General features: G+C 43.8%; 21 protein-coding genes. 6 read left to right on the top strand and 15 right to left on the bottom strand.

The window, feature by feature from the left end; translation table 11 throughout:
• Positions 1 to 65: 65 nt before the first annotated feature.
• From C6Y39_RS10180 to C6Y39_RS10215, 8 genes are all read right to left on the bottom strand, one after another.
• Complete coding sequence (locus C6Y39_RS10180; protein ID WP_105931140.1) at positions 66 to 281, bottom strand: PGPGW domain-containing protein; 216 nt, start codon at positions 279 to 281, stop codon at positions 66 to 68.
• A gap of 248 nt (positions 282 to 529) precedes the next feature.
• Positions 530 to 988, bottom strand: coding sequence for a GNAT family N-acetyltransferase (locus tag C6Y39_RS10185; RefSeq protein ID WP_105931141.1), 459 nt, complete (start codon positions 986 to 988; stop codon positions 530 to 532).
• A gap of 9 nt (positions 989 to 997) precedes the next feature.
• Positions 998 to 2,164 (bottom strand): cupin domain-containing protein, encoded by a 1,167-nt coding sequence (locus tag C6Y39_RS10190; protein WP_105931465.1) that lies wholly within the window; start codon positions 2,162 to 2,164, stop codon positions 998 to 1,000.
• 281 nt (positions 2,165 to 2,445) lie between these two features.
• Positions 2,446 to 3,249, bottom strand: coding sequence for an adenylate/guanylate cyclase domain-containing protein (locus tag C6Y39_RS10195; RefSeq protein WP_105931142.1), 804 nt, complete (start codon positions 3,247 to 3,249; stop codon positions 2,446 to 2,448).
• Positions 3,250 to 3,352: 103 nt separating this feature from the next.
• The gene (gene purB, locus C6Y39_RS10200; RefSeq protein WP_105931143.1) at positions 3,353 to 4,720 is read right to left on the bottom strand and encodes an adenylosuccinate lyase; all 1,368 of its coding nucleotides are present in this window, start codon (positions 4,718 to 4,720) and stop codon (positions 3,353 to 3,355) included.
• A gap of 13 nt (positions 4,721 to 4,733) precedes the next feature.
• Positions 4,734 to 5,360, bottom strand: a complete 627-nt coding sequence (hflD, locus tag C6Y39_RS10205) for a high frequency lysogenization protein HflD (RefSeq protein WP_105931144.1) — start codon at positions 5,358 to 5,360, stop codon at positions 4,734 to 4,736.
• Complete coding sequence (mnmA, locus tag C6Y39_RS10210) at positions 5,360 to 6,469, bottom strand: tRNA 2-thiouridine(34) synthase MnmA (RefSeq protein WP_276309294.1); 1,110 nt, start codon at positions 6,467 to 6,469, stop codon at positions 5,360 to 5,362. Before mnmA ends, hflD begins: the two co-directional genes overlap by 1 nt.
• A 423-nt stretch (positions 6,470 to 6,892) precedes the next feature.
• Positions 6,893 to 7,435 carry an rRNA large subunit pseudouridine synthase E gene (locus C6Y39_RS10215; RefSeq protein WP_105931146.1) on the bottom strand — a complete coding sequence of 181 codons (543 nt, stop codon included), beginning with the start codon at positions 7,433 to 7,435 and terminating at the stop codon, positions 6,893 to 6,895.
• A 515-nt stretch (positions 7,436 to 7,950) separates the two neighbouring features.
• Here C6Y39_RS10215 and C6Y39_RS10220 point away from each other — a divergent pair.
• Entirely contained in the window at positions 7,951 to 10,170 is a 2,220-nt protein-coding gene (locus C6Y39_RS10220) for an NADP-dependent isocitrate dehydrogenase (protein ID WP_105931147.1), read from the top strand.
• 570 nt (positions 10,171 to 10,740) lie between these two features.
• Here the strand turns inward: C6Y39_RS10220 and cspD are convergent.
• On the bottom strand, positions 10,741 to 10,959 hold the full coding sequence (gene cspD / locus C6Y39_RS10225) for a cold shock domain-containing protein CspD (protein ID WP_105931148.1): 219 nt from the start codon (positions 10,957 to 10,959) through the stop codon (positions 10,741 to 10,743).
• 219 nt (positions 10,960 to 11,178) lie between these two features.
• Between cspD and clpS the strand changes: the two genes are divergently transcribed.
• Together clpS and clpA are read left to right on the top strand one after the other, a co-directional pair.
• Positions 11,179 to 11,499 (top strand): ATP-dependent Clp protease adapter ClpS, encoded by a 321-nt coding sequence (gene clpS / locus C6Y39_RS10230; protein WP_014949331.1) that lies wholly within the window; start codon positions 11,179 to 11,181, stop codon positions 11,497 to 11,499.
• Between the two features lie 23 nt (positions 11,500 to 11,522).
• Positions 11,523 to 13,799, top strand: coding sequence for an ATP-dependent Clp protease ATP-binding subunit ClpA (clpA, locus tag C6Y39_RS10235; protein WP_105931149.1), 2,277 nt, complete (start codon positions 11,523 to 11,525; stop codon positions 13,797 to 13,799).
• A gap of 190 nt (positions 13,800 to 13,989) precedes the next feature.
• Here the strand turns inward: clpA and infA are convergent, their stop codons facing one another.
• From infA to trxB, 4 genes are all read right to left on the bottom strand, one after another.
• Positions 13,990 to 14,208 carry a translation initiation factor IF-1 gene (infA, locus tag C6Y39_RS10240; RefSeq protein WP_008844395.1) on the bottom strand — a complete coding sequence of 73 codons (219 nt, stop codon included), beginning with the start codon at positions 14,206 to 14,208 and terminating at the stop codon, positions 13,990 to 13,992.
• A gap of 75 nt (positions 14,209 to 14,283) precedes the next feature.
• Positions 14,284 to 15,006 carry an arginyltransferase gene (locus tag C6Y39_RS10245; RefSeq protein WP_240618877.1) on the bottom strand — a complete coding sequence of 241 codons (723 nt, stop codon included), beginning with the start codon at positions 15,004 to 15,006 and terminating at the stop codon, positions 14,284 to 14,286.
• The gene (gene aat, locus C6Y39_RS10250; RefSeq protein ID WP_105931151.1) at positions 15,003 to 15,749 is read right to left on the bottom strand and encodes a leucyl/phenylalanyl-tRNA--protein transferase; all 747 of its coding nucleotides are present in this window, start codon (positions 15,747 to 15,749) and stop codon (positions 15,003 to 15,005) included. Before aat ends, C6Y39_RS10245 begins: the two co-directional genes overlap by 4 nt.
• Before the next feature lie 43 nt (positions 15,750 to 15,792).
• Positions 15,793 to 16,758, bottom strand: a complete 966-nt coding sequence (gene trxB / locus C6Y39_RS10255) for a thioredoxin-disulfide reductase (RefSeq protein ID WP_105931152.1) — start codon at positions 16,756 to 16,758, stop codon at positions 15,793 to 15,795.
• A 671-nt stretch (positions 16,759 to 17,429) separates the two neighbouring features.
• Between trxB and yfbV the strand changes: the two genes are divergently transcribed.
• Entirely contained in the window at positions 17,430 to 17,879 is a 450-nt protein-coding gene (gene yfbV, locus C6Y39_RS10260) for a terminus macrodomain insulation protein YfbV (protein WP_105931153.1), read from the top strand.
• Positions 17,880 to 17,938: 59 nt separating this feature from the next.
• On the opposite strand, the gene C6Y39_RS10265 is transcribed toward yfbV, so the two are convergent.
• Both C6Y39_RS10265 and sppA read right to left on the bottom strand, forming a co-directional pair.
• On the bottom strand, positions 17,939 to 18,430 hold the full coding sequence (locus C6Y39_RS10265; RefSeq protein WP_338065012.1) for a SprT family zinc-dependent metalloprotease: 492 nt from the start codon (positions 18,428 to 18,430) through the stop codon (positions 17,939 to 17,941).
• Between the two features lie 39 nt (positions 18,431 to 18,469).
• The gene (gene sppA, locus C6Y39_RS10270) at positions 18,470 to 20,335 is read right to left on the bottom strand and encodes a signal peptide peptidase SppA (protein ID WP_105931155.1); all 1,866 of its coding nucleotides are present in this window, start codon (positions 20,333 to 20,335) and stop codon (positions 18,470 to 18,472) included.
• 435 nt (positions 20,336 to 20,770) lie between these two features.
• Between sppA and C6Y39_RS10275 the strand changes: the two genes are divergently transcribed.
• Both C6Y39_RS10275 and C6Y39_RS10280 read left to right on the top strand, forming a co-directional pair.
• Positions 20,771 to 21,382: an HvfX family Cu-binding RiPP maturation protein gene (locus C6Y39_RS10275; protein WP_105931156.1), complete on the top strand. Its 612-nt coding sequence runs from the start codon at positions 20,771 to 20,773 to the stop codon at positions 21,380 to 21,382.
• A 178-nt stretch (positions 21,383 to 21,560) separates the two neighbouring features.
• Entirely contained in the window at positions 21,561 to 22,112 is a 552-nt protein-coding gene (locus tag C6Y39_RS10280; protein WP_105931157.1) for an NAD(P)H nitroreductase, read from the top strand.
• The last annotated feature ends 34 nt before the right edge of the window (positions 22,113 to 22,146 follow it).

Here is a 22,146-nt window from a genome sequence, read left to right on the forward strand (position 1 = left end):
TACCCCAGAACGTGATAAGCATGGCGATGAATGGAAAAGCGTGCACGCATTGACAGACGCAAATGTTATCGAAGCTTCCTCATAAGAAGAAAGCGATCTATTTTGCGAGCACTCAATGTCATGGTGCGCTGGCTATACTTAAGCCAACCGCGCGCTCTAGGCCAGTCATAGCTCAATAGAACAAGTCCGGCAATAACGAAGAGAATTGAGCCAGGAAGCAATGTTAAAACAATTCCGCCAGCAAATAGTATTGCGCCAAGAGTAAGTCTTAGTATACGCATGTGTCTAAACTCGTCTTATAAGGCTGATTATTAATGTAGTGTCGCTTAACCTACTTTGTTTTCCAATAATAAAAATGTAAATGTTTGTACTGGATTTGTTTAGAGATAAAAGCACCTCACAGTATGCATAATATTGTCGAATAAATATTATGAGTTCACTAATGAGTTGAGGTCAGAGCCAACATGGAAAGATTGGTAAAACTTTAATAAAAAGCCCGACGAGAGGTTTAGCGAGTCTAAACGAGTATCTAATGTAACTGCGTAACGTCCGGCAGAGGAAAACGCTCAGCTGGACATTTAAGCCTTTGCCGCGGTACTCCTGCGTCCATAAACACTTGCCCGTCGGGAATAAAACCAATAGAACGGTGGTATGAAACGCTTTCTAAGTTGCACACCACTTTAATAATTGGGCAGTTATTCTTTCGAGCCATGTTAATTAACGCTTCAAAAAGTAAGCGGTATATCATAAGTGTTCGATGGCTACGCTTGACGGCTATTCGGCCAAGTTCACCTTTTTTGGTCAGGCGCCCCGTGGCTATGGGAACGTTTTTATCGTCTACTATAAGCACATGGCAAGCAGAGCTGTCGTGCTCGTCAAACTCGCTTGCCTCGGGTACCCGCCACTCTAAAACGAATACATGTTCCCTCAATGCTTTTAGTCGATTTTTATCCTTTTCCCAATCGACGTTTTGAATAGTAAACGCCATACGTAGCTGTTATCCCTCGTACCATTCCCAGTAACCGTTATTGACAAGTGTAGTCAAGGTTTCTAAAAATGTAAAAGAGGGAGCATCTTGACAGCACGTTTCATTTAAAACGCTACCTGATGCCAACACTTCAAACCACTCTTGGTCACTTTTCGCGAACTCGAATTGACTCCCGTTAACGTAGAGTGCTCGGGGAAGTCCGCGTTTGCCGTCACAAATTAGCGCGCGTACGCCTGGTGCGGGCGCAAAGCTAATACCTGAAGCAAATTCATTTGCAACTTGCTCTAGCGATACCTCGTTTTCTAGCGGATATTCGGGTATACCTTGTTCGCTCATAGCTTCTAAAAGCGCCAACGTGAAATCTTCGCCGTTGATTGCTTCTATGAGTTGCTGTTTTAGCGTAGCAACATCTCCTGGATTTACCGTTGCTCGACTTCCTTGAAGTGTGCGTCCCGCATCAGTAAAACGATAATTGTGGGCACCTTTATCTAGCATCATGGCTAGGCTTTCAGCTAACTGTAGATTGTCAGGTGCGCGATAGCCAACTGAGTAAGTTAAGCTATCTTCCACAGTTTCACCTTCGTGAGGCCAGCCCGGTGGGACATAAACCACATCGCCGGGCTCAACCATGACATCAATCACAGGGGCAAACCCTTCGATTTGCCTCAACTTTGGATGGGGAAACACTTCTTTATATTCTGCTGGTTTACCCACACGCCAGCGTCTACTCCCTTTCCCTTGAACGAGAAAGACATCGTACTGGTCAATATGAGCACCGACGCCAGCGCCTTTTGTGGCGAAGCTCACCATCAAATCGTCTAATCGCCAATTGGGAATAAAAGCGAAGGGATCTAATATTGGTGTAACGTCGGGTACATACTTGTCTACTCCCTGAACGAGCAGTGTCCATTTACCCTGACATGCGTTATCAAAATCATTAATGGGGCCTTGCTCAACGTGCCAATTACCTTGCACGTTGCTAATGATACGGGCATCAACTTCAGATTCTTGCGCTAAACCTGCTAAATCGTTTTCATCAATAGGGTCAACGAAGTCTGGGAAAAAATGCTTTATCACTACCGGCTTTTGTTGCCAATAGTCCTTCAAGAAAGTTTCTGCATCAAAGCCTTTACCGGTTTGTGCATCGATAAAGTAGGTGTTGTCGTTAGTACGCATAGCATCTCTTTGTTGTAAGGCCATGTAATGGTATTGACCTGCTGTTTTGGGTTTACGTATGGCATCATAGATATGCATAAAAACGTAAGTATGAAGGTAGTAGGTCGCTAAATTTCAAGTGCTGCATTATCGATGATTGAAAACGCGATTGCTACCTTATCCCAGTCAAATCCCAGTCATTTCGCGTGGGAAGTCAAAAATAAACGTGTACATCCAGGGCATGCGTTAGTGAGGAATACCTATTGGCGTGTGATATTTCGTCCGCCGCTTTTTCTAGATCATTAGCAAATAAACGCAATTGAGAGCGCTGACTTGGTTTGAAGCTGAGTTTTATAAAACATGATATGTTGCCGGTCTTTACTTTGAACGCTCATATACCTTGCCGGTAATTCCTCGTCGCTATTCCCATTGAGATGACTTTGCAACGTTTCGTTAGCGCTATCATCGATTTTCGTAGCTCCTGAATACAAAGCTCGCCTAGCAAATATATTGTAGGTTTTTTTGCATACTGCAATTGTGCTTGGCGCGGTGAACTGCTCGAGCATTGCCGCTTTGTTTACCGTATTACCCCAAATATCGAAGCCCGCGAACGAGCGAGCAGAATCTCTTGCAACCACATCGCCCGTTGCAATACCTACCCGAAGGTGGCAGGACGACGAAACCAGCACTGGGTTGCTATTAACGAGGTTGCGCGCTTTTAACGCAAACTCAATGGTATTGCTTACGCAACGGGAGAGTGAAGTTGTAGAACTGGTATTATCGGCACAAAAGCTCACAGCGATGTATTGGTCGCCATTGGTTTTTAAAGGAGTGAGTTGTAAAGAGGTGGCAATATCGTCAAATTGGCTGAACAAACTCTCCACGATACTAGAACAAGTGATGTCACCATATTGCACTGTGAGTTGTTGAAACTTAGAAAGATCGCAAAAGATAACTACGGCGTTTCTTACAGTGAGCTTGATGCTTACACCTTTGTCCTGCTTTACCAGTGATTTTGTTGGAATTTGTGAGTATGGAGCTGGATTAGGGCGGCGATGCGCATCAATGGCAAGACTATATGATCCCATTGTTTTGTGTAAATCCATTTACATGCTCCAGAACAGTATTAAAAAATTGGCTTATTTAGACGACAATAAAAAAACGCGGTCGTAATGACCGCGTTTTTAATGTAGTACAAAGCAATGAAGCTTATAACTGATCTACCAGCCTGATTGCATCACCGATATACGTTGCCGGCGACAATGCTTTAAGCTCAGCTTTTGCAGCATCAGGCATATCTAAGTTGTCGATAAACTCGGCAATAACCTCTGCGTTTACTTTTTTACCTCGGGTTAGCTCTTTAAGCTTCTCGTATGGCTTTTCAATACCGTAGCGACGCATAACGGTTTGAATTGGCTCTGCAAGCAGTTCCCAATTGTTGTCTAGCTCGTTAAGCAGGCTTTTTTCGTTTACTTCTAATTTGCTAATGCCTTTCAATGTTGCTTGATAAGCAATCACCGCGTAGCCCACGCCTACACCTAGGTTTCGAAGTACCGTAGAGTCAGTGAGATCGCGCTGCCAACGAGAAATAGGAAGTTTTGCAGCCAAATGATCGAAAATAGCGTTAGCCAGACCCAAGTTGCCTTCCGAGTTTTCGAAGTCGATTGGGTTTACTTTATGCGGCATAGTAGATGAACCAATCTCGCCAGCCACTGTTTTTTGCTTAAAGTGACCTAGCGCAATATAACCCCATACATCACGGTCGAAATCGATGAGAATGGTGTTGAAACGCGCAATGGCGTCAAACATTTCAGCAATGTAGTCGTGAGGCTCAATTTGCGTTGTGAACGGATTCCAAGTTAAGCCGAGTGAGGTAACAAACTGTTCTGAAACCTTGTGCCAATCCACGTCTTTGTAGGCAGATAGATGCGCATTGTAGTTACCCACAGCACCGTTTATTTTACCAAGCAGTTCAACGCCGGCAATTTGGCTACGCTGACGCTTTAAGCGTACAGCCACGTTAGCCATTTCTTTACCCATGGTGGTGGGTGATGCAGGCTGACCATGTGTTCTTGCCATCATAGGCACGTTTTGATAACGCTTAGCGAGCTCTATTAGCGCTTCGATTAACTTGTCACAGTAAGGTAGGATAACCGTCTCACGAGCTTCGCGAAGCATTAAGCCATGTGAAAGGTTGTTGATGTCTTCAGACGTACATGCGAAGTGAATGAACTCATTTACAGCTGATAGTTCACTGTTGTCAGATACTTTCTCTTTCAAGAAATATTCAACGGCTTTTACATCGTGGTTAGTCGTGCGCTCAATCTCTTTAATGCGCATAGCGTCTTCAACACTAAACTCTGCTACTATTTTATCAAGCAGTGCATTTGACTTGTCTGTGAAAGCAGGAACTTCTTCAATTTGTGGGTTGGCAGAAAGCATTTGTAACCAACGTACTTCTACTTCTACACGATATTTTAACAAGCCGAACTCACTGAAAATACTGCGTAATTCTACGCTTTTGCCAGCATATCGACCGTCGACAGGGGAAATTGCAGTTAACTGACTCAGTTCCACCTTAAGCTCCTCACTAGTTTATTAATCGTAGTGCCTTCACAGCACTGTTAAGAATATGTTTGCGTTTCAATAATATATTTCTGCGTTTGCCACCCATTTGACGCCACATTACCGCAGCCCTCACGCCCGCGAGTAAAAGGGCACGAACTTTGTGTTGAGTTGCTGGTTGGCTTAAATAATCGGGGTTGCCTGCAACCTGAATACGAGGAGCGAGAGGGCTGATGATATCGCTATATATACTCGCCAATGAGGCTACAATTTGCGGATTTTGAAAATCGACGTGAGCCAGCTGGCGCTGAACATGGGAAATGCGTTCCCCCAATTCTTGCATGGCTTTCGGTTTTTTTGCGAGCTTTCTCTCTAGGCCAAGGATGCTAGCAATGTAACGTGTAAGCTCTGTATCTTTCGTTGCTTGCTTATCTGATAGCTGCGCCGCGAGCGTGGTGTAACCTACCTTTAGGTTGTTCAGTTGCCCAAATACTTGCTGTGGTGTCTCTGGATCGGTAACCAGTATGCTCGATAAGCTGGATTCTATGGCCTCATTGTCTGCCGAGCCCCGTCGAGCAAGCTGCTGAACGAGCGCCGCAGCTTGGCATACCCCTGCAAGGGCGAGATTATTTTCTATGTCGGTATCTAACATTATCGAATATAACTCTCAATAATACCGCCGCCTAGGCATACTTCATCACTGTAAAACACCGCCGATTGTCCTGGTGTTACCGCTTTTTGCGGTTCATCGAATAACACTTCTATAGTGTCATTATCCGTTGGCGTAATGGTACAAGGTATATCAGCCTGACGGTAACGGGTTTTAACTACAGCGCGCACTGGCTCAGTAATTGTTTTTCTATCTACCCAGTGTAGTTGCTTAGCTACCAGGCCTTTTGAGTAAAGGCGAGGGTGATCGGCACCTTGACCCACAATTAACACGTTGCGAGCAACGTCTTTATCTACTACATACCACGGGTCGTCACCGTATTTGGCCAATCCGCCAATATGTAAGCCTTTACGCTGACCTAACGTGTGATACATCAAACCTTCGTGCTGGCCGATTTCTTCGCCCTCTGCAGTTTCTATAACGCCTGGTTGAGCTGGAAGATAACGGGCTAGGAAGTCTTTAAATTTGCGCTCGCCTATAAAACAGATCCCCGTAGAATCTTTTTTATCATGTGTAATTAGACCTTGCTCTTCAGCAATTTTGCGAACCAATGGCTTTTCAATGTCGCCCACAGGAAAGAGCGTTTTGGCAACGTGCTCTTCACCTAGTGTATAAAGGAAGTAGCTTTGGTCTTTATTGTTGTCCAGACCTCGAAGCATCTGCCATTTACCATCCTCTTCACGTCGGCGCACATAGTGCCCGGTAGCGATATAGTCTGCGCCAAGGTCTTCTGCTGCGAACTCGAGAAATGCTTTAAACTTAATTTCTTTGTTGCACATGATATCTGGGTTAGGTGTACGGCCTGCTTTGTATTCCTCTAAGAAATACTCAAACACGTTATCCCAGTATTCAGCAGCAAAGTTGATAGTGTGCAATTCGATGCCAAGTTTGTCAGCAACCGCTTGCGCATCTTTTAAATCTTCTGCTGCGGCACAGTATTCATCATTATCATCTTCTTCCCAGTTTTTCATGAAAAGACCTTCAACCTGATAACCTTGCTGTTGAAGTAGGTAGGCTGAAACAGACGAATCGACACCGCCGGACATACCGACGATTACTTTTTTGCTGGCGTTAGATTCAATATCACTCACTGCAGTTTGCACACTCATTTATTTAATAAAAAAGAAGCCGGTATAGTTGGAAATCCTTTTGGTGTATTGGCATAAATGATACTCACTCATATGGACACATAGCGTGTACCAGATTGAGTAAGTACCTAAGACCAATCACACATGGATTTCGATTTAAGACATTACTTGGTCGGCCCGATTTCGAGGACGCGGATTTTATCAGATTACGATAGCTAATTCACATTTAATCCTTATCTGAATAAGTAATTAAATATGTATAGGTAGATTCCCGTCCTACAGTAGAATTGAAAGTAAGGCTTTGAAAAGGAAATTCAAGTAAGAACCACCGTATTGCGATACCGTTATGCGCAATTTTGTTACCGCTAGGGGCGCTAGTTCTACGCTCCCCTTAGCGTTTTATGGCACTGATTATTGGCTTTATCGTTAAAAGCTTACGTACTTACCATTCTCAATACCATCAATAGTCCAGCTGCCTACGCGGTATCTTATAAGGCGAAGGGTAGGGTAGCCAACGTGCGCCGTCATACGACGTACCTGTCGATTTCTTCCTTCGGTTATGGTTATAGAAACCCAACTCGTAGGGATAGACTGCCTGAAACGTACGGGGGGATTTCGTTCCCAAACATCGGGTTCGTCCATGGGCTTAACTTTGGCTGGTAACGTCATTCCATCTTTCAATTCGACGCCATCGCGCAGCGATTGCATGGCCTTTTCGTCCATAACCCCTTCAACTTGTACCCAGTAGGTTTTGCTTGTTTTAGCTTCAGGATTGGCAAGTTTGTGCTGCAGCTTACCATCGTTGGTTAATACAAGTAGGCCTTCAGAATCTCTGTCTAATCGTCCAGCAGCGTAAACATTGGGAATATCGATATAGTCTTTAAGGGTTTCTCTTCCATCTGCGTCGGTAAACTGTGAAAGTACTTGGAAAGGCTTATTGAAAAGCACGACTGTAGAGTTTGATGACATGAAAAGTCCGCTTGAATGGTTTATAAAATTTTCAGTGTAAGTCTACGATAAACGAAGCGCTTACGCTTAAGAAAATAGTGTTCATTTTGCTATATAGGCCGCCAACTTTGTCGATAAATTCATTGATCTTATGTGCTAAGACAATGGTATGACTTGTAAGTCTAACTTTCGACCCTATACTAATGGTCGCTCCCATTTTTATAAGAGAGCGCATCTGCATAATTATTAGACAGTTTTAGCAGTGATAAGCGGGCTTGCTTATACATTGGACCTCGCCGTAGTGCGCGACTAATCAGTCAAGTTCAGGGCGTTGAGTTCCTTATTGCTAACATAGGGAATTGAATAATATGTGGGGAAGAAAACAGCAAGTGGCCTAGTGCTCTTGAAGAGTATAAGGCGGAAAACATCAAATACGTTTCGCAATGACTGTGGGCGCGACAATTTAATTTGTTGCGGGTCGTTGCGATCTAATGGACTAAAACGGCAGTACCCTGTCGAAAAAATTGAGGTATATAATGACCAAGTCTAAGATCATTTACACGAAGACTGATGAAGCGCCAATGCTGGCGACCTATTCATTGCTTCCAATCATCCAGAAGTTTGCTGCAGCGGCTGATATCGACGTAGAGTTAAGCGATATTTCACTTGCTGCACGTGTTTTGGCAAATTTCCCAGAGTATCTTTCTGAAGAACAAAGAGTGCCAGATGCGCTAGCTGAACTGGGTGAGATGACTCAAGACCCGAACGCTAACATCATTAAGCTTCCAAATATCAGTGCCTCAATTCCACAGCTTCGTGCAACGATCAAAGAATTAAATGCGAAAGGCTTTAACGTTCCAGCGTTCCCTGATTCACCTAAAACAGCTGAAGACGAAGAAATTCGCGAGCGTTACGGAAAAGTTTTAGGTAGTGCAGTAAACCCTGTACTTCGTGAAGGTAACTCAGACCGCCGTGCGCCAACTGCAGTTAAAAATTACGCACGCAAACACCCGCATTCAATGGGTGAGTGGTCTCAAGCATCACGTTCACACGTAGCGCATATGCGCGGCGGCGATTTCTACTCAGGTGAAAAGTCAGTAACGGTAGAAAAAGACGGTTACGTTAGCATTGAATTTACAGGCAAAGATGGCAGCAAGAAAACCCTTAAGCCGCGTGTAGATCTACTTGCTGGCGAAGTTATCGACGGCATGTTCATGAGCAAAAAAGCGCTTTGCGAGTTTTTTGAAGAGCAAATTGAAGATGCGAAAAACACCGGTATTCTTTTCTCACTACACGTAAAAGCGACCATGATGAAGGTGTCTCACCCAATCGTATTCGGTCACTGTGTTAAAGTTTTCTACAAGGACCTATTCAACAAATGGGGCGACCTTTTTGAAGAGCTGGGTGTAAATCCAAACAATGGTCTTGGTAGCGTTTACGACAAAATCGCAAGCCTACCTGAAAGCCAGCGTTCTGAAATTCAAAAAGACATCAACGCATGTTATGCCGACCGTCCGCCAATTGCGATGGTTAACTCTGATAAAGGCATCTCTAACCTTCACGTACCAAGTGACGTAATTGTTGATGCCTCAATGCCTGCAATGATCCGTAATTCTGGTCAAATGTGGGGGCCAGATGGAAAGGCACACGATACTAAAGCGGTTATTCCTGAAAGTACTTACGCCACCATTTACCAAGAAGTTATTAACTTCTGTAAAACGCATGGTGCATTCGATCCAACAACTATGGGTACGGTTCCTAATGTTGGTCTAATGGCGCAAAAAGCAGAAGAGTACGGTTCACACGATAAAACGTTTGAGCTAGAAGCAGACGGCACGGTATCAATTGTTGACCAAGACGGTAACGTTCTTATTTCTCACGATGTTGAAGAGGGCGATATCTGGCGCATGTGTCAGGTGAAAGATGCACCTATTCAAGATTGGGTTAAGCTTGCGGTAACGCGTTCACGTCAATCTGGTATGCCTGCGGTATTTTGGCTGGATGACGAACGTGCTCATGATGCGCAACTTATTAAAAAAGTTGAAAAATATCTGCAAGATCACGACACAAATGGTTTAGATATTCAAATCATGTCTCCTGTACGCGCTATCCGTTATAGCATGGAACGTGCAATTCGCGGTCTTGATACTATTTCAGTAACCGGTAACGTTCTTCGTGACTATCTAACTGATTTGTTCCCAATCCTAGAACTTGGTACAAGTGCTAAGATGCTATCAATCGTTCCATTGATGGCTGGCGGCGGTCTTTATGAGACGGGTGCTGGTGGTAGTGCACCTAAACACGTTCAACAGTTTGTTGAAGAAGGTCACTTGCGTTGGGACTCTCTAGGTGAGTTCCTTGCTCTAGCGGTATCGCTAGAAGATGTTGCTATCAAACATAGCAATACCAAGGCAAAAGTCATAGCTACAGCGCTTGATAAGGCAACGGAAAAACTGCTTAACAACGGCAAGTCTCCGCTTCGTAAAGCAGGTCAGCTAGACAACCGTGGTAGCCATGTTTATCTAGGTCTTTATTGGGCTGAAGAAGTAGCAAACCAAACTGAAGATGCAGACCTAGCGGCGCAGTTTAAGCCAGTGTATGAAGAGTTATCTGCGAAAATTGATGACATTCTTGCTGAAATTGATGCAACACAAGGCAGTGCGCAAGACATCGGTGGTTACTACTATCCAGATGAAGACAAGATGTTTGCAACAATGTCTCCAAGTAAGACACTTAAGGCAATTCTAGACGCGTAGTCTTATGAAAAAATGCATTAGTGCCGCGCAACTAATGCGATGCGATGCCATTGGATAATGGGTCGCCAATATTGAAGAGCCCGCTCACCAGTTGAGCGGGCTTTTTTGTAGTTGTTTACCAGTTAGGCCTATTATGTATTTCAAACTTAGGAAAATACTAGGAAGACTTAAACGCTCAGTAATCTTCAACCTGAAAACAACGTGTTTCAATTTTTATTGGAAAGCAAATGAAAGAAGTGAGTTAATGAGCATCAATGCAAGTGCTTCAAACCCAATGGCTTAGAAGTGTTTAAACATAAACTGCTATTAATACGGAATACTGAATTGCTCAGAGGAAAGGGGACGGCTCGAGTCGTTACGAAGATTGTAATACCAAACCTCAAGAATTAGATAAGCGTTCACACTACACATCCGTTTAAATCTTTTTTGCTTAAGAATATTTAAGCAAACGTTTAGTGCTAGCAGAATTTAAGACGCCAAATTCCACACGCAACAGCGTGCTTTTAAAAAGTAAGAATTAATAAAAAGAAAAAGCCTGACGTTTTAAGTCAGGCTCAATGAATTCTTTTATTAACGCTCTGGTTCTTCTTTGAAGCCTATATTTTCAGCGTGAAGCCCTTTGGGGCCTTGCTGTACCTCATAGGTAACTTCCTGACCTGCTTTGAGTGAACGATAGCCTTCCATTTGAATTGTGGAGTAGTGCGCAAAAATATCTTCGCCGCCATCCTCAGGCACAATAAATCCAAAACCCTTTGCGTTGTTAAACCATTTAACTTTGCCAACCGCCATACTTCGACTTCCTCTTAATCCTTGAACTCACGAGTATATGCCCCCATTATAGATCCGGAGACACAGTGAATTAAGTATTGAATACAGTAGTACTGTTCAGTACTTAAATTCACTTTACAAAATGTAGATTTTTTAACCATATTATGTCAAGGGCTAATGTGAATAAATTTATCCAAAAGTTTGTACACACATATGCCAGATAACCACTATTATTAAGTTATGAGTAAAGACAACGCTATTAGTATCGAAAAGGAAAAACAAAAAGACGCGCAGCGACAGAAGCCGCAGCCGCCTCCCATGTATAAAGTGTTGTTGAACAATGACGACTATACACCCATGGATTTTGTCATTGAGGTACTCATGCAGTTTTTCAATATGGACGCTGAGAAAGCCAACCAACTTATGCTGACCGTTCATTATCAGGGAAAAGCCGTGTGTGGCATTTTTACTGCTGAAATAGCAGAGACAAAAGTGATGCAGGTTAATCAGTACGCACGCAAACATCAGCACCCGTTGATGTGCACGATGGAGCAGGCATAAGGTTTTTTTAGAGGGCGAGCAATATGTTAAATAAAGAATTAGAACAAACGTTAAATGACGCGTTTGTATTTGCCAGAGAGCACCGCCATGAATTTATGACGGTAGAGCACTTGCTGTTGGCATTGCTTGATAACTCAGCTGCTCGCGACGCGCTCAAGGCATGTGGTGCCGATATAGAGGCGATTAAGAGCGAATTGCTTTCGTTTGTAAAAGATACCACGCCTCTCATTCTTGACGACCAACTAAACGAACGTGAGACACAGCCTACATTGGGTTTCCAACGTGTGCTGCAGCGAGCGGTTTTCCACGTTCAGTCATCAGGTAAAGATGAGGTGACAGGTGCAAACGTCCTTGTCGCTATCTTCAGTGAACAAGAATCACAGGCAGTGTATATCCTTAAAAAGTCTGATGTAACACGATTAGACGTTGTTAATTTCATCAGCCATGGCGTGAGCAAAGCCGAGGATGACGCTTCTGTTAATCCTGAAGCTTCAGAAGAAGGAGAAGTTGGCGAGGAGAGTGGCTCAGCGTTAAGCAAATACGCCACTGACCTTAATCGCCATGCTAAAGACGGTAAAATTGACCCCCTTATTGGTCGAGACGCTGAAGTTGAGCGCACGATCCAGATTTTGTGCCGTCGTCGCAAGAACAACCCATTACTGGTCGGTGAGGCCGGTGTGGGTAAAACTGCCATCGCCGAAGGCTTAGCGTATCGCATTGTGAATAACGACGTACCTGAAGTTATTGCTGAAAGCACGGTGTATTCTCTGGATTTGGGCGGCCTCTTGGCAGGTACTAAATATCGCGGCGATTTTGAAAAGCGTTTGAAGGCAATACTCAAAGAGCTAGGTAAAGACGAGCACGCGATTTTGTTTATCGATGAGATTCACACCATTATCGGTGCCGGTGCGGCGTCGGGTGGAGTAATGGATGCATCAAACCTTCTCAAGCCTAAGCTATCTAGCGGTGAACTTCGCTGTATTGGCTCTACAACGTACCAGGAATATCAGGGAATATTCGAGAAAGACCGCGCTTTAGCTCGTCGTTTCCAAAAGGTCGACGTCACTGAGCCAAGTGTCAGCGATACAACGAAAATTCTGCTGGGGCTTAAAAGCCGTTACGAAGAGCACCACAACGTGCGCTTTACACAAAAAGCGATTCAAGCAGCCGCAGAGCTATCGGCGAAATATATTAATGAGCGTCACTTGCCTGATAAGGCTATTGACGTGATGGATGAGGCAGGTGCAAGTCAGCGTTTGCTAGCACCTTCGAAACGTAAGAAAACGATTGGCGTGGGTGACATTGAGCAAATCATTGCGAAAATGGCGCGTATCCCAGAGAAGTCTGTATCGGCCTCTGACAAAGAAGTTCTTAAGAACCTTGGGCGAAACCTTAAGATGGTTGTTTTTGGTCAAGATAAGGCCATAGAGACGCTAAACGATGCAATTTTGCTGTCGCGCTCGGGGCTTGGTGCAGAAACTAAGCCAATAGGTAGTTTTTTGTTTGCAGGCCCAACAGGTGTAGGTAAAACCGAAGTTACACAGCAGCTTGCAAAAATAATGGGTGTGGAACTGGTGCGATTCGATATGTCTGAGTACATGGAACGTCATGCCGTAAGCCGACTCATTGGGGCGCCCCCTGGTTACGTTGGCTTTGACCAAGGTGGATTATTAACTGATGCAGTGATTAAAAATCCTTATTCGGTAGTGCTGTTAGATGAAATTGAGAAAGCGCATAGCGATATCTACAATATTCTCCTACAGGTTATGGATCATGGCACCTTGACGGATAACAATGGCAGAAAAGTCGACTTCAGAAATGTTGTGTTGGTGATGACAACAAATGCCGGCGTTCAGGAAACGGTGCGTAAGTCTATCGGCTTTAAGCAACAAGACCATAGTCATGATGCGATGTCTGAGATAAACAAGGTCTTTACACCTGAATTCAGAAACCGGTTAGACGGCATTATTTGGTTCAACCACCTTGACCCAGAAATTATTCTGCAAGTGGTCGACAAATTTATTATTGAGCTGCAGGCTCAGCTAGATGTCAAAGGTGTTTCGCTTGAGGTTACCAGCGACGCGCGCGCTTATATGGCTGAGAAAGGGTACGACAAGGCAATGGGTGCAAGACCAATGTCACGTCTGATCAAAGATGAGCTTAAGAAAGAGTTGGCTAACGAGTTGTTGTTTGGCGAGTTATCTAAAGGCGGAAACGTTAAGGTTGACTGTGTAGATGATAAACTGACTTTCCAATACACAGGGGTTGATGCCACGTCAGCGGAGGCTGAGCCTAGCTAACAGAACTGACACGGTTGCGCCTGAGACAGTAAATTAGTTACTTTGTTAAAGGCGCTTCATTCGCTTTGCTTAGTCAAGGTTATTAAGGCTGCTGCTATTTATGATAGAGACTAAGTCAGCACCTACGGATAAAAACGAAAAAGCCCGATTTTAATCGGGCTTTTTAATGCGTTACCGCTTAGATGGCTCATTATCTTGCGCGATAAATGATACGACCTTTAGTCAAATCATATGGAGTCATCTCAACGGTGACCTTATCGCCAGTAAGAATACGGATATAGTTCTTACGCATTTTACCAGAGATGTGCGCAGTCACTACGTGACCGTTTTCCAGTTCAACGCGGAACATAGTGTTAGGTAGTGTGTCTAACACAGTACCTTCCATTTCAATACAATCTTCTTTTGCCATGTAAAGCAGTTACCTCAGTAATTCAAAATTTTTGCCGCGCAGACCTTACCCAATCTTGGGTTCGCTGTAAAGCAATTAAGTGGGTATTTTACTATTTTTACTAAATATATGCCATTGGTTGTCACTAAATTGCTCGAATGGCAAAAACTTGTGTTTGTACGACATCTTATTACAGCCCTCCACGTAATAGCCTAAGTAGAGGTAACGATAGTCTAACTGCTTCGCCTGCATGATTTGCATTAAGATCATCCAGGTGCCTAATGATGCTGAAGCATAGTCTGGGTCGAAGAACGTATAAAGAGCAGATAGGGAACTCATTGGAACGTTTGCATCTACTATATCAGTCACAGCCACAGCAATTAGCTTATCGCCATCATACGCCTCAAGGTAATGCGTCTTCATCCAGTCAGATTGTACAAAATTGTCGAACTGTGTCCGAGAGGGAGGATACATGCTGCCGTCAGAGTGACGTTCATTAATGTAGCGCTCGTAGAGTGGAAAATAGGTTTCCTTGATGCTATCTGAAAACTGAACCTTGAAACCTTCGTTTGCCTTTAGTATCCGTTTTTGACTCCTAGATGCAATGAACTTGTCTACGGGAATTCGGATAGACTTACACGCATTACAAGCCGGGCAATGCGGACGATAGATTTGTTCGCCGCTACGCCGAAAGCCTGCCTGAATAAGTTGTGAGTAGCGCAGGGTGTGCAATTCACTATCCTCCGCGTAAACAAGAAGTTGTTCTTGTTCGTCGGGTAAATAGCTGCAAGAAAAAGACTGGGTTATACCAAACTTCACGGTGTAATCACTCTTGGTTTCCATCGAACTAGATAGTCTTCTAGAAGACGCCCTTCGTCCGTTAAAGTTTGGTTGTTATTTTCTAATTTTTCAATAAATTCTGGCCTTGAAACAACTTTTGCACCCAGTGAAGCTAAGTGATCAGTAGGTAGCTGGCAATCAATGAATGCCATGTTCTGAGACTTCATGTGTTCAACTAACGCATACATCGCAAGCTTAGACGTATTGCTTTCTAGATGAAACATAGATTCGCCGCAGTATACGTTGCCAATACCGACACCATAAAGCCCACCGACTAATTCATCTTCGTTCCACACTTCTACAGAATGCGCCAACCCGATACCGTTTAACTGTCGATAAGCGGCTATCATGTCGTCAGTTATCCACGTATCGATGGAAACATTGCCTGAAGTTGGATTTTTCCGGGGCGTGCTTGAACATGCCTTTATCACTCGGTCAAACGCATAGTTGAGGGTGACTTTATACTTTTGTTTACGAGCGAGCTTTTTGAGGCTCTTTGAAGCAACAAAATCGTCGAGCTCTATTATTGCTCTTGGATCAGGTGACCACCACAATAGTGGCTCTTCATCGCTAAACCAAGGAAATATGCCCTGAGAGTAGGCAGAATATAAGCGCGCCGGACTGAGGTCACCACCAAAAGCTAGCAGACCATTTGGATCCTCTAGTGCAGTATCTACAGCAGGGAAGGGGGCGCCTTCTTCGATATAATGTAACGCGATCATAAATAAAAAGCCCTACCGAAAAGTAGGGCTGACAGGTCTGTTATCAACCTTGTTCAGGCATAGTACCATCTAGGTACTTTTCAGCGTCTAGGGCCGCCATACAGCCTGTCCCTGCAGAAGTGATTGCCTGACGATAGATGTGATCACTCACATCGCCAGCAGCAAATACGCCTTCAACACTTGTCTGCGTGGCATTGCCGTTCGTGCCGCTATTTACAACGATATATCCATCTTTCATCTCAAGCTGACCGTCGAATATATCCGTATTCGGTTTGTGACCAATGGCGACGAATAGGCCCATTACATCAAGCTCTTCTGTTGCTTCGCTGTTAGTATCCTTGATGCGAATTTTAGTCACACCCATTTCGTCACCAAGCACTTCGTCTAACGTGCGATTAAGGTGTAATACAACGTTACCGTTTTCCGCTTTATCACGAAGGCGCTGCTCAAGGATTTTTTCACTTCTGAAACTGTCTCTTCTGTGAACAACATGCACTTCTGACGCAATATTTGAAAGGTAAAGCGCTTCTTCAACTGCGGTATTACCACCACCGATAACCGCTACTTTCTGGTTGCGATAGAAGAAACCATCACAGGTTGCGCAGGCAGAAACACCTTTGCCCATGAATGCTTGCTCAGATTCAAGGCCCAGATACTTGGCAGATGCACCCGTTGCGATAATCAACGCGTCACACGTGTATGTACCGCTGTCGCCATACAGAGTGAATGGGCGCTTGGTAAGGTCTGTTTTATTGATGTGGTCGAAAATGATTTCAGTATCAAATTTTTCTGCATGCTTTTGCATACGAACCATTAAATCAGGACCAGTGAGGCCTTCAGGATCACCTGGCCAGTTTTCTACTTCTGTTGTGGTAGTAAGCTGTCCGCCTTGTTGAATACCAGTCAGTAATACAGGTTCGAGATTCGCACGTGCAGCATAAACTGCCGCTGAATATCCTGCAGGTCCAGAACCTAAAATAAGTAGACGGACGTGTCTGCTTTCTGCCATTTTCCTCTCCAAATAGTTCACCCGTTTGGGTTACTTATATAATTTCTCTTAGAAGGCTAGGTAGGGGCAAAAATATTTAAATCAAGCACAACACCTAGTTACTTTTATAATGATTATATGCCAGCGACATAGAAATGGTGTCTTCGCCCTAAATCGTTCCTGTAAAACGATGGGCTATCTGGTTCGATATCACTCAGGCTTTAGGCGTATATGATGCCTCCAAGCGAAGAAAATGTCACTTAAAGATGACCATAGCTTACATCATTTACTTCTATGCTTTACCCGCCGATGTATATGTAAACCCTAGCTCTAATCGGATTGAAATAGAAATGCCACGTTAGTTAAATCTATTTTAATTAAGCGGGTAAACCAATTGAACTAGCCCAAACAGTGAAAAGTGGCTTTTGTACAGTGAGTTTGTTAGGTCTGAAAATCTTAAAGTGCATTGAAAGCATAAACACCATGCTACAGTTATTTTTTAGCATTAAACGATTTCAGCTTGTTTTAGTCGAAATGATTATTACAATTTAACTACACGTGACTCATAATATTTGCGTACACTGTGAAAAAAGAGTGAGCGCTGTTGAACGGGCACTCAGCTACACACGTACTAAAAAATATGAGCTGTGCTCCTAAATTTTAAAAGTGAACGGGTTGAAGAGAGGTGGACCATGTCTCAATCAGTAATGACAATGTTGAAAAACGGTCAGCAGTACATGAAGACATGGCCTGTCAGGAAAGAACTCTATGCATTTTTCCCTGAATGCCGCGTTGTTGCCGCCACCAAGTTTGCAATAAAAACTATGCCTCCAGTGGCAATGGTATCTTGCGCACTATTGTTTCAAAATCTAGGTTCAGATTATTTGCCACAAACCATTGCGATAGGTGCATTTTTTCTTAGTTTGCCGATGCAAGGTTTACTGTGGTTGGGGCATCGCTCAGATCAATATCTTCCGCCGCAGCTTAAAAGTTGGTATCAAGAAATTCACACCAAAATGCGCTCACAGGGCGTGAACATTGCGAATGCTAAATCAAAACCCAAATACAAAGAACTAGCACAGCTTCTCAAAACGGCATTTAACGATCTCGATAACGTATTTACTAAGCATTGGTTTAATTAACGACGTTTATTGTTGTTAAATACCTTGAGCTTATGATTTTAGTTTGTAAGTCTTGGTTGTCAGGCCATTTGTAAAAGGGCACTACACTTCTTACACCTGTATTGCGCACCTCTTAAGATGTTATTGTGCCGGCGGATACTTAGTGCATAGGTGTCGCAGTTACAGTGGTATTCAAAGGTGCGGGTAACGCCTTTTATATCAAACTGGTGTGTCGCGTCAGGTTTGCGGCCAAAAACATCAATCATCATAGACTGCCACTCTTTTCCATGGGGCTGCACTCTGCCAAAAAGTGTCCAAACCAAAAGATGGCTAACTTCATGTGGCACCACATCATCTAAAAAGGCGCTTGTATTTTCTCTGTATAAAATAGGATGAAAGTTAAGGCGGTTTTGCTGCAAGAAGGCCGTTCCTGCATTTCTTCCCGAGCGTCGAAACGTAACGGTAGGGTAGGAAAAGGTACGCGAGAAGTAATCTTCTGCTTGCTTAAAGCAATAAAAAACAGCGTCGGTAATGACACGACGCTGTTCTTGGGTTAAATCATGTGCTGCGATGTTACTATCTCTTAGCGTTTATCTAAATCTTTCAATCTGCTATTTAATATCGCAGGGCAAACACAGCACATAGGTGCCCTTGGGGTCATTAAGCTTACTCACTACGCTTATTTCTCTAAGCACACGCTTAAACTCATTAACAAGTGCAGAATCTGCATGAGCGAACTGCCACTTACCAACGACGGTCATTGCTTGGCCAAAAAATTCTTTCCAGAAAATTTCTTGAGCAGTTAACGTGCGTTTGACATAGAAAGTATCGTATTTTTCAAGCTCAGCCATCTCAGCGGCTGCGACAACAGCATCATCAACGGTACCAAGCTGGTCAACCAAACCCAATTCGATAGCATCAGCACCAATCCACACGCGACCCTGTGCAACGCTGTCTACTTCCTCTACCGTCATGCCTCTTGCTTGTGAAACAAGCGACAAGAAGTTGCCGTACGTATTTTCTACGTTGTGCTGAAGAATTTGACCGAACTCGGGGGCTAACGGACGAACTGCAGAAAATCCGGCAAGTTCGGTTGAACCAACGCCATCACTGTGAATGCCCAAATAATCCAGTGAGTTCTCGTAGGTCATAAACATACCGAACACACCAATAGAGCCGGTGATAGTACTTGGGCTTGCAATAATCTTATCCGTACTTGCCGCTATCCAGTAACCGCCTGAAGCTGCATAAGTGCTCATCGATGCGATAACAGGCTTACCTGCTTGCTGAAGCTGCAATACTTCCTGACGGATTACCTCAGACGCAAAAGCACTACCTCCTGGTGAATCTATCTGTAGCACTACGGCTTTCACTTTGTCGTCTAAACGCGCTTTTCTCAAAAGTCGAGCCGTACTGTCACCACCAATGGTTCCCGCTTTTTGATTGCCGTCTAGGATAGTGCCTTTTGCCACGACAATAGCTACTTTATCCATATCAGATTCAATCACAGGCATAGGCGGGTTGATGACCTTCAGGTAGCTGTTAAATGACGTTAAATTAACGCCAAGCTCGTTGTCATCTTCACCCACCAGTTCAACAAGTTCAAGGCGCACTTCTTCACGTGTTTTTAGCGCGTCTACCCAGTTATTCTGAAGGGCATACTGAGCGAAATCACCACCTGCGGCTTCAAACTTAGACAATAAACCTTCTAGTGTTTCATCGAAGTTAGTTTCGTCGATGCCGCGAGCTGCCGCTACATCGGATTTGTACTGTGACCAGTAGCCATCAAGCCATTGCTTCTCGGCTACTTTAGCTTCATCCGACATGTCATTGCGCATTACAGGTTCAACGGCAGACTTGTAGGTTCCTACGCGGAAGATGTGCGTGGTTACTTTTAGCTTCTCGAGCATGTCTTTAAAGTACATGCCATAGCGGCCATAACCTTCAAACATTAAACCGCCCATTGGGTTTAGGTAGATGTTATCGGCGTGAGCAGCTAAATAGTATTGGTCTTGTGAAAAGTAATCACCAATGGCGTATACAGGCTTTTCAGATTCTTTGAATGCATCGATAGCATTAGCCACTGTGCGAAGTTTATCTAAACCTCCACCGGTTAAGCCTTGAAGGTCAAGCACTAACGCCTTTATACGACGGTCTTTCTGGGCATTTTCCAGTACCTTTACCACATCGCGAACGAGCACTTCAGGATTTTCCGGCTCACTGCCCAACGATTCCTGTAAAAACTGCTCAAAGGGGTCGATACTTTCTTTCTCGATAACCAGTTTACCGTTCAGCGTCAGAAATAATGCACTGTCTTTGTTAACGGTGAGCTTTTCGTCGTCTTGCCCGGATATTGCGATAATCAATCCGACAAAAATAACGATGAAAATCAAATTAAAGAAAAGTTTGCGGGTAAAGTTAAGCACCGTCCACAAGCCAATAAACAAGGATTTGGTCCAATTTCCTTTGGCTGCCATGTTGTCACTACCTTTTTTGATTAACTAACTAGAGCAAGACAATTTAGGCTTAGCTTACTCAATGTACTGCGTTCTATTATGTTACCTAAAACGAATAAGATCGCTAACTTAATTGTAATTTTTTGTGAGCGAGACATTAATTTGAATAGACAAATAGCATTTGCCACCCTTTTACAACCTATGAACTCAACTGGGCTCACTATGCGGAGTGGTATTAAACGCTGTTTTCGAGCCATTTAGCAATGAGTTTGGCGATTCGTTTATGGTCATTTTCACTCATACACATTAGCAATGCGCCGTTTCGGTCCTTGTAGCCAGTCTTTTGATGTCCTTTTCTCATAATCCTAGAAAATGGAGACGAGCTACTTCTGTGCGATGAAATTTTTTTCATGAATTCTCGTTCTCTTATAACAATCACGATAACCAGAGAATACCATGTTTCAACTTTATCATCAGAGTGTGGCGCGGCTGTATTTAGTCGACGGTTTACCCTTACTTCTATTACGCTTATATTTAGCACCAGTCATGATTCAAGCCGGATGGAACAAGGCATCGAGTTTTGAAAATATTGTCGATTGGTTTGGCAATGAAGATTATGGTCTGGGTTTACCCGCACCTTTAGTGTTGGCATTTTTAGCCACTGCTGCCGAATTGGTAGGGGGAATATTTCTTCTGTTTGGTGCTCTTACTCGCCTTGTGAGTATACCCTTGCTAATAACCATGATCGTAGCCATGTTTAGTGTGCATGCAAAAAACGGTTGGCTAGCCATTGCTGATGCGTCATCTTGGCTAGCTGATGGCACAATTTTCTATAACCAAAGCGTTATGGAAGCTCCACAAAAGCTAAACGCAGCAAAATCGCTTCTACAAGAGTATGGTCACTACGACTGGCTGACTTCAAGTGGAAACCTTGTCATTTTAAACAATGGAGTGGAGTTTGCCGCGACCTATTTTGTCATGCTGTTGGTATTATTGGTATACGGGGGAGGACGCTTTGTCAGTGTGGACTACCTTATAAGCAAATGGCGCTCTTCTCAAAAGTCGTAGAAATAAGCACATTATTTTTTATGAAAGCATAGCTAAAAGACCGGAAAATTCTGGTCTTTTTTGTTTGCGGACCGTAGGATCTTCAAATTACTCTAAGCAAGTTATTAACGTTAATAATGGGTAGCGGCTACATGATTATTATGTGACGACCGTATTATTCATAAAAGAAGGGACGTAAATGGACGCATTAACACTATTACTGAATCGAAGCTCTCAGCCACGCTTAGAATCTCCGGCGCCAAGCGGTGATGCGCTAGAAAATATTATGCAGGCAGCTTTGCGTGCGCCTGATCATGCGTGTTTAACGCCTTGGCGATTTATTGTTTGTACGGGAAAGGGGCTTGATAAGCTTGGTGCTTTGTACGAGCAATCTGCCATAGAAAACGATAAAACGCAGAAAGAGATTGAAAGGGCTGTTCAGCTTCCTCATCGTGCTCCTATGGTTATCGTTGCCATCGCTAAACATATTGAACATGAAAAGGTTCCGAGGGTTGAACAGATAGCGTCAGCAAGCTGTGGCGTTATGGCAATGCAAATGGCAGCCGTTGCACAAGGGTTTAACGGTATGTGGCGCACGGGCAGTTACGCACAATGCGAAACAGTAAGAAATGGGCTTGGCTTAAGTGAAGAAGACGAATTAGTTGGCTTCTTGTACCTCGGTACGCCTACATTTGAACCTGCTCCGAAGCCGCAGAGAAACTCAAGCGACTACTTCGAGTTTTGGCAGTAACATAAATCATCATAGTACCACCGTCTTGCTGCAT

The organism is Alteromonas gracilis (genome assembly GCF_002993325.1).
GTDB classification, from domain to species: Bacteria; Pseudomonadota; Gammaproteobacteria; order Enterobacterales; family Alteromonadaceae; genus Alteromonas; species Alteromonas gracilis.

Coding starts and splice junctions, on each gene's coding strand:
- C6Y39_RS10180 (WP_105931140.1), bottom strand. CDS start 281: ATGCGTATACTAAGACTTACTCTTGGCGCAATACTATTTGCTGGCGGA.
- C6Y39_RS10185 (WP_105931141.1), bottom strand. CDS start 988: ATGGCGTTTACTATTCAAAACGTCGATTGGGAAAAGGATAAAAATCGA.
- C6Y39_RS10190 (WP_105931465.1), bottom strand. CDS start 2,164: ATGCGTACTAACGACAACACCTACTTTATCGATGCACAAACCGGTAAA.
- C6Y39_RS10195 (WP_105931142.1), bottom strand. CDS start 3,249: ATGGATTTACACAAAACAATGGGATCATATAGTCTTGCCATTGATGCG.
- hflD (WP_105931144.1), bottom strand. CDS start 5,360: ATGTTAGATACCGACATAGAAAATAATCTCGCCCTTGCAGGGGTATGC.
- C6Y39_RS10215 (WP_105931146.1), bottom strand. CDS start 7,435: ATGTCATCAAACTCTACAGTCGTGCTTTTCAATAAGCCTTTCCAAGTA.
- C6Y39_RS10220 (WP_105931147.1), top strand. CDS start 7,951: ATGACCAAGTCTAAGATCATTTACACGAAGACTGATGAAGCGCCAATG.
- cspD (WP_105931148.1), bottom strand. CDS start 10,959: ATGGCGGTTGGCAAAGTTAAATGGTTTAACAACGCAAAGGGTTTTGGA.
- clpS (WP_014949331.1), top strand. CDS start 11,179: ATGAGTAAAGACAACGCTATTAGTATCGAAAAGGAAAAACAAAAAGAC.
- clpA (WP_105931149.1), top strand. CDS start 11,523: ATGTTAAATAAAGAATTAGAACAAACGTTAAATGACGCGTTTGTATTT.
- infA (WP_008844395.1), bottom strand. CDS start 14,208: ATGGCAAAAGAAGATTGTATTGAAATGGAAGGTACTGTGTTAGACACA.
- aat (WP_105931151.1), bottom strand. CDS start 15,749: ATGATCGCGTTACATTATATCGAAGAAGGCGCCCCCTTCCCTGCTGTA.
- trxB (WP_105931152.1), bottom strand. CDS start 16,758: ATGGCAGAAAGCAGACACGTCCGTCTACTTATTTTAGGTTCTGGACCT.
- yfbV (WP_105931153.1), top strand. CDS start 17,430: ATGTCTCAATCAGTAATGACAATGTTGAAAAACGGTCAGCAGTACATG.
- sppA (WP_105931155.1), bottom strand. CDS start 20,335: ATGGCAGCCAAAGGAAATTGGACCAAATCCTTGTTTATTGGCTTGTGG.
- C6Y39_RS10275 (WP_105931156.1), top strand. CDS start 20,771: ATGTTTCAACTTTATCATCAGAGTGTGGCGCGGCTGTATTTAGTCGAC.
- C6Y39_RS10280 (WP_105931157.1), top strand. CDS start 21,561: ATGGACGCATTAACACTATTACTGAATCGAAGCTCTCAGCCACGCTTA.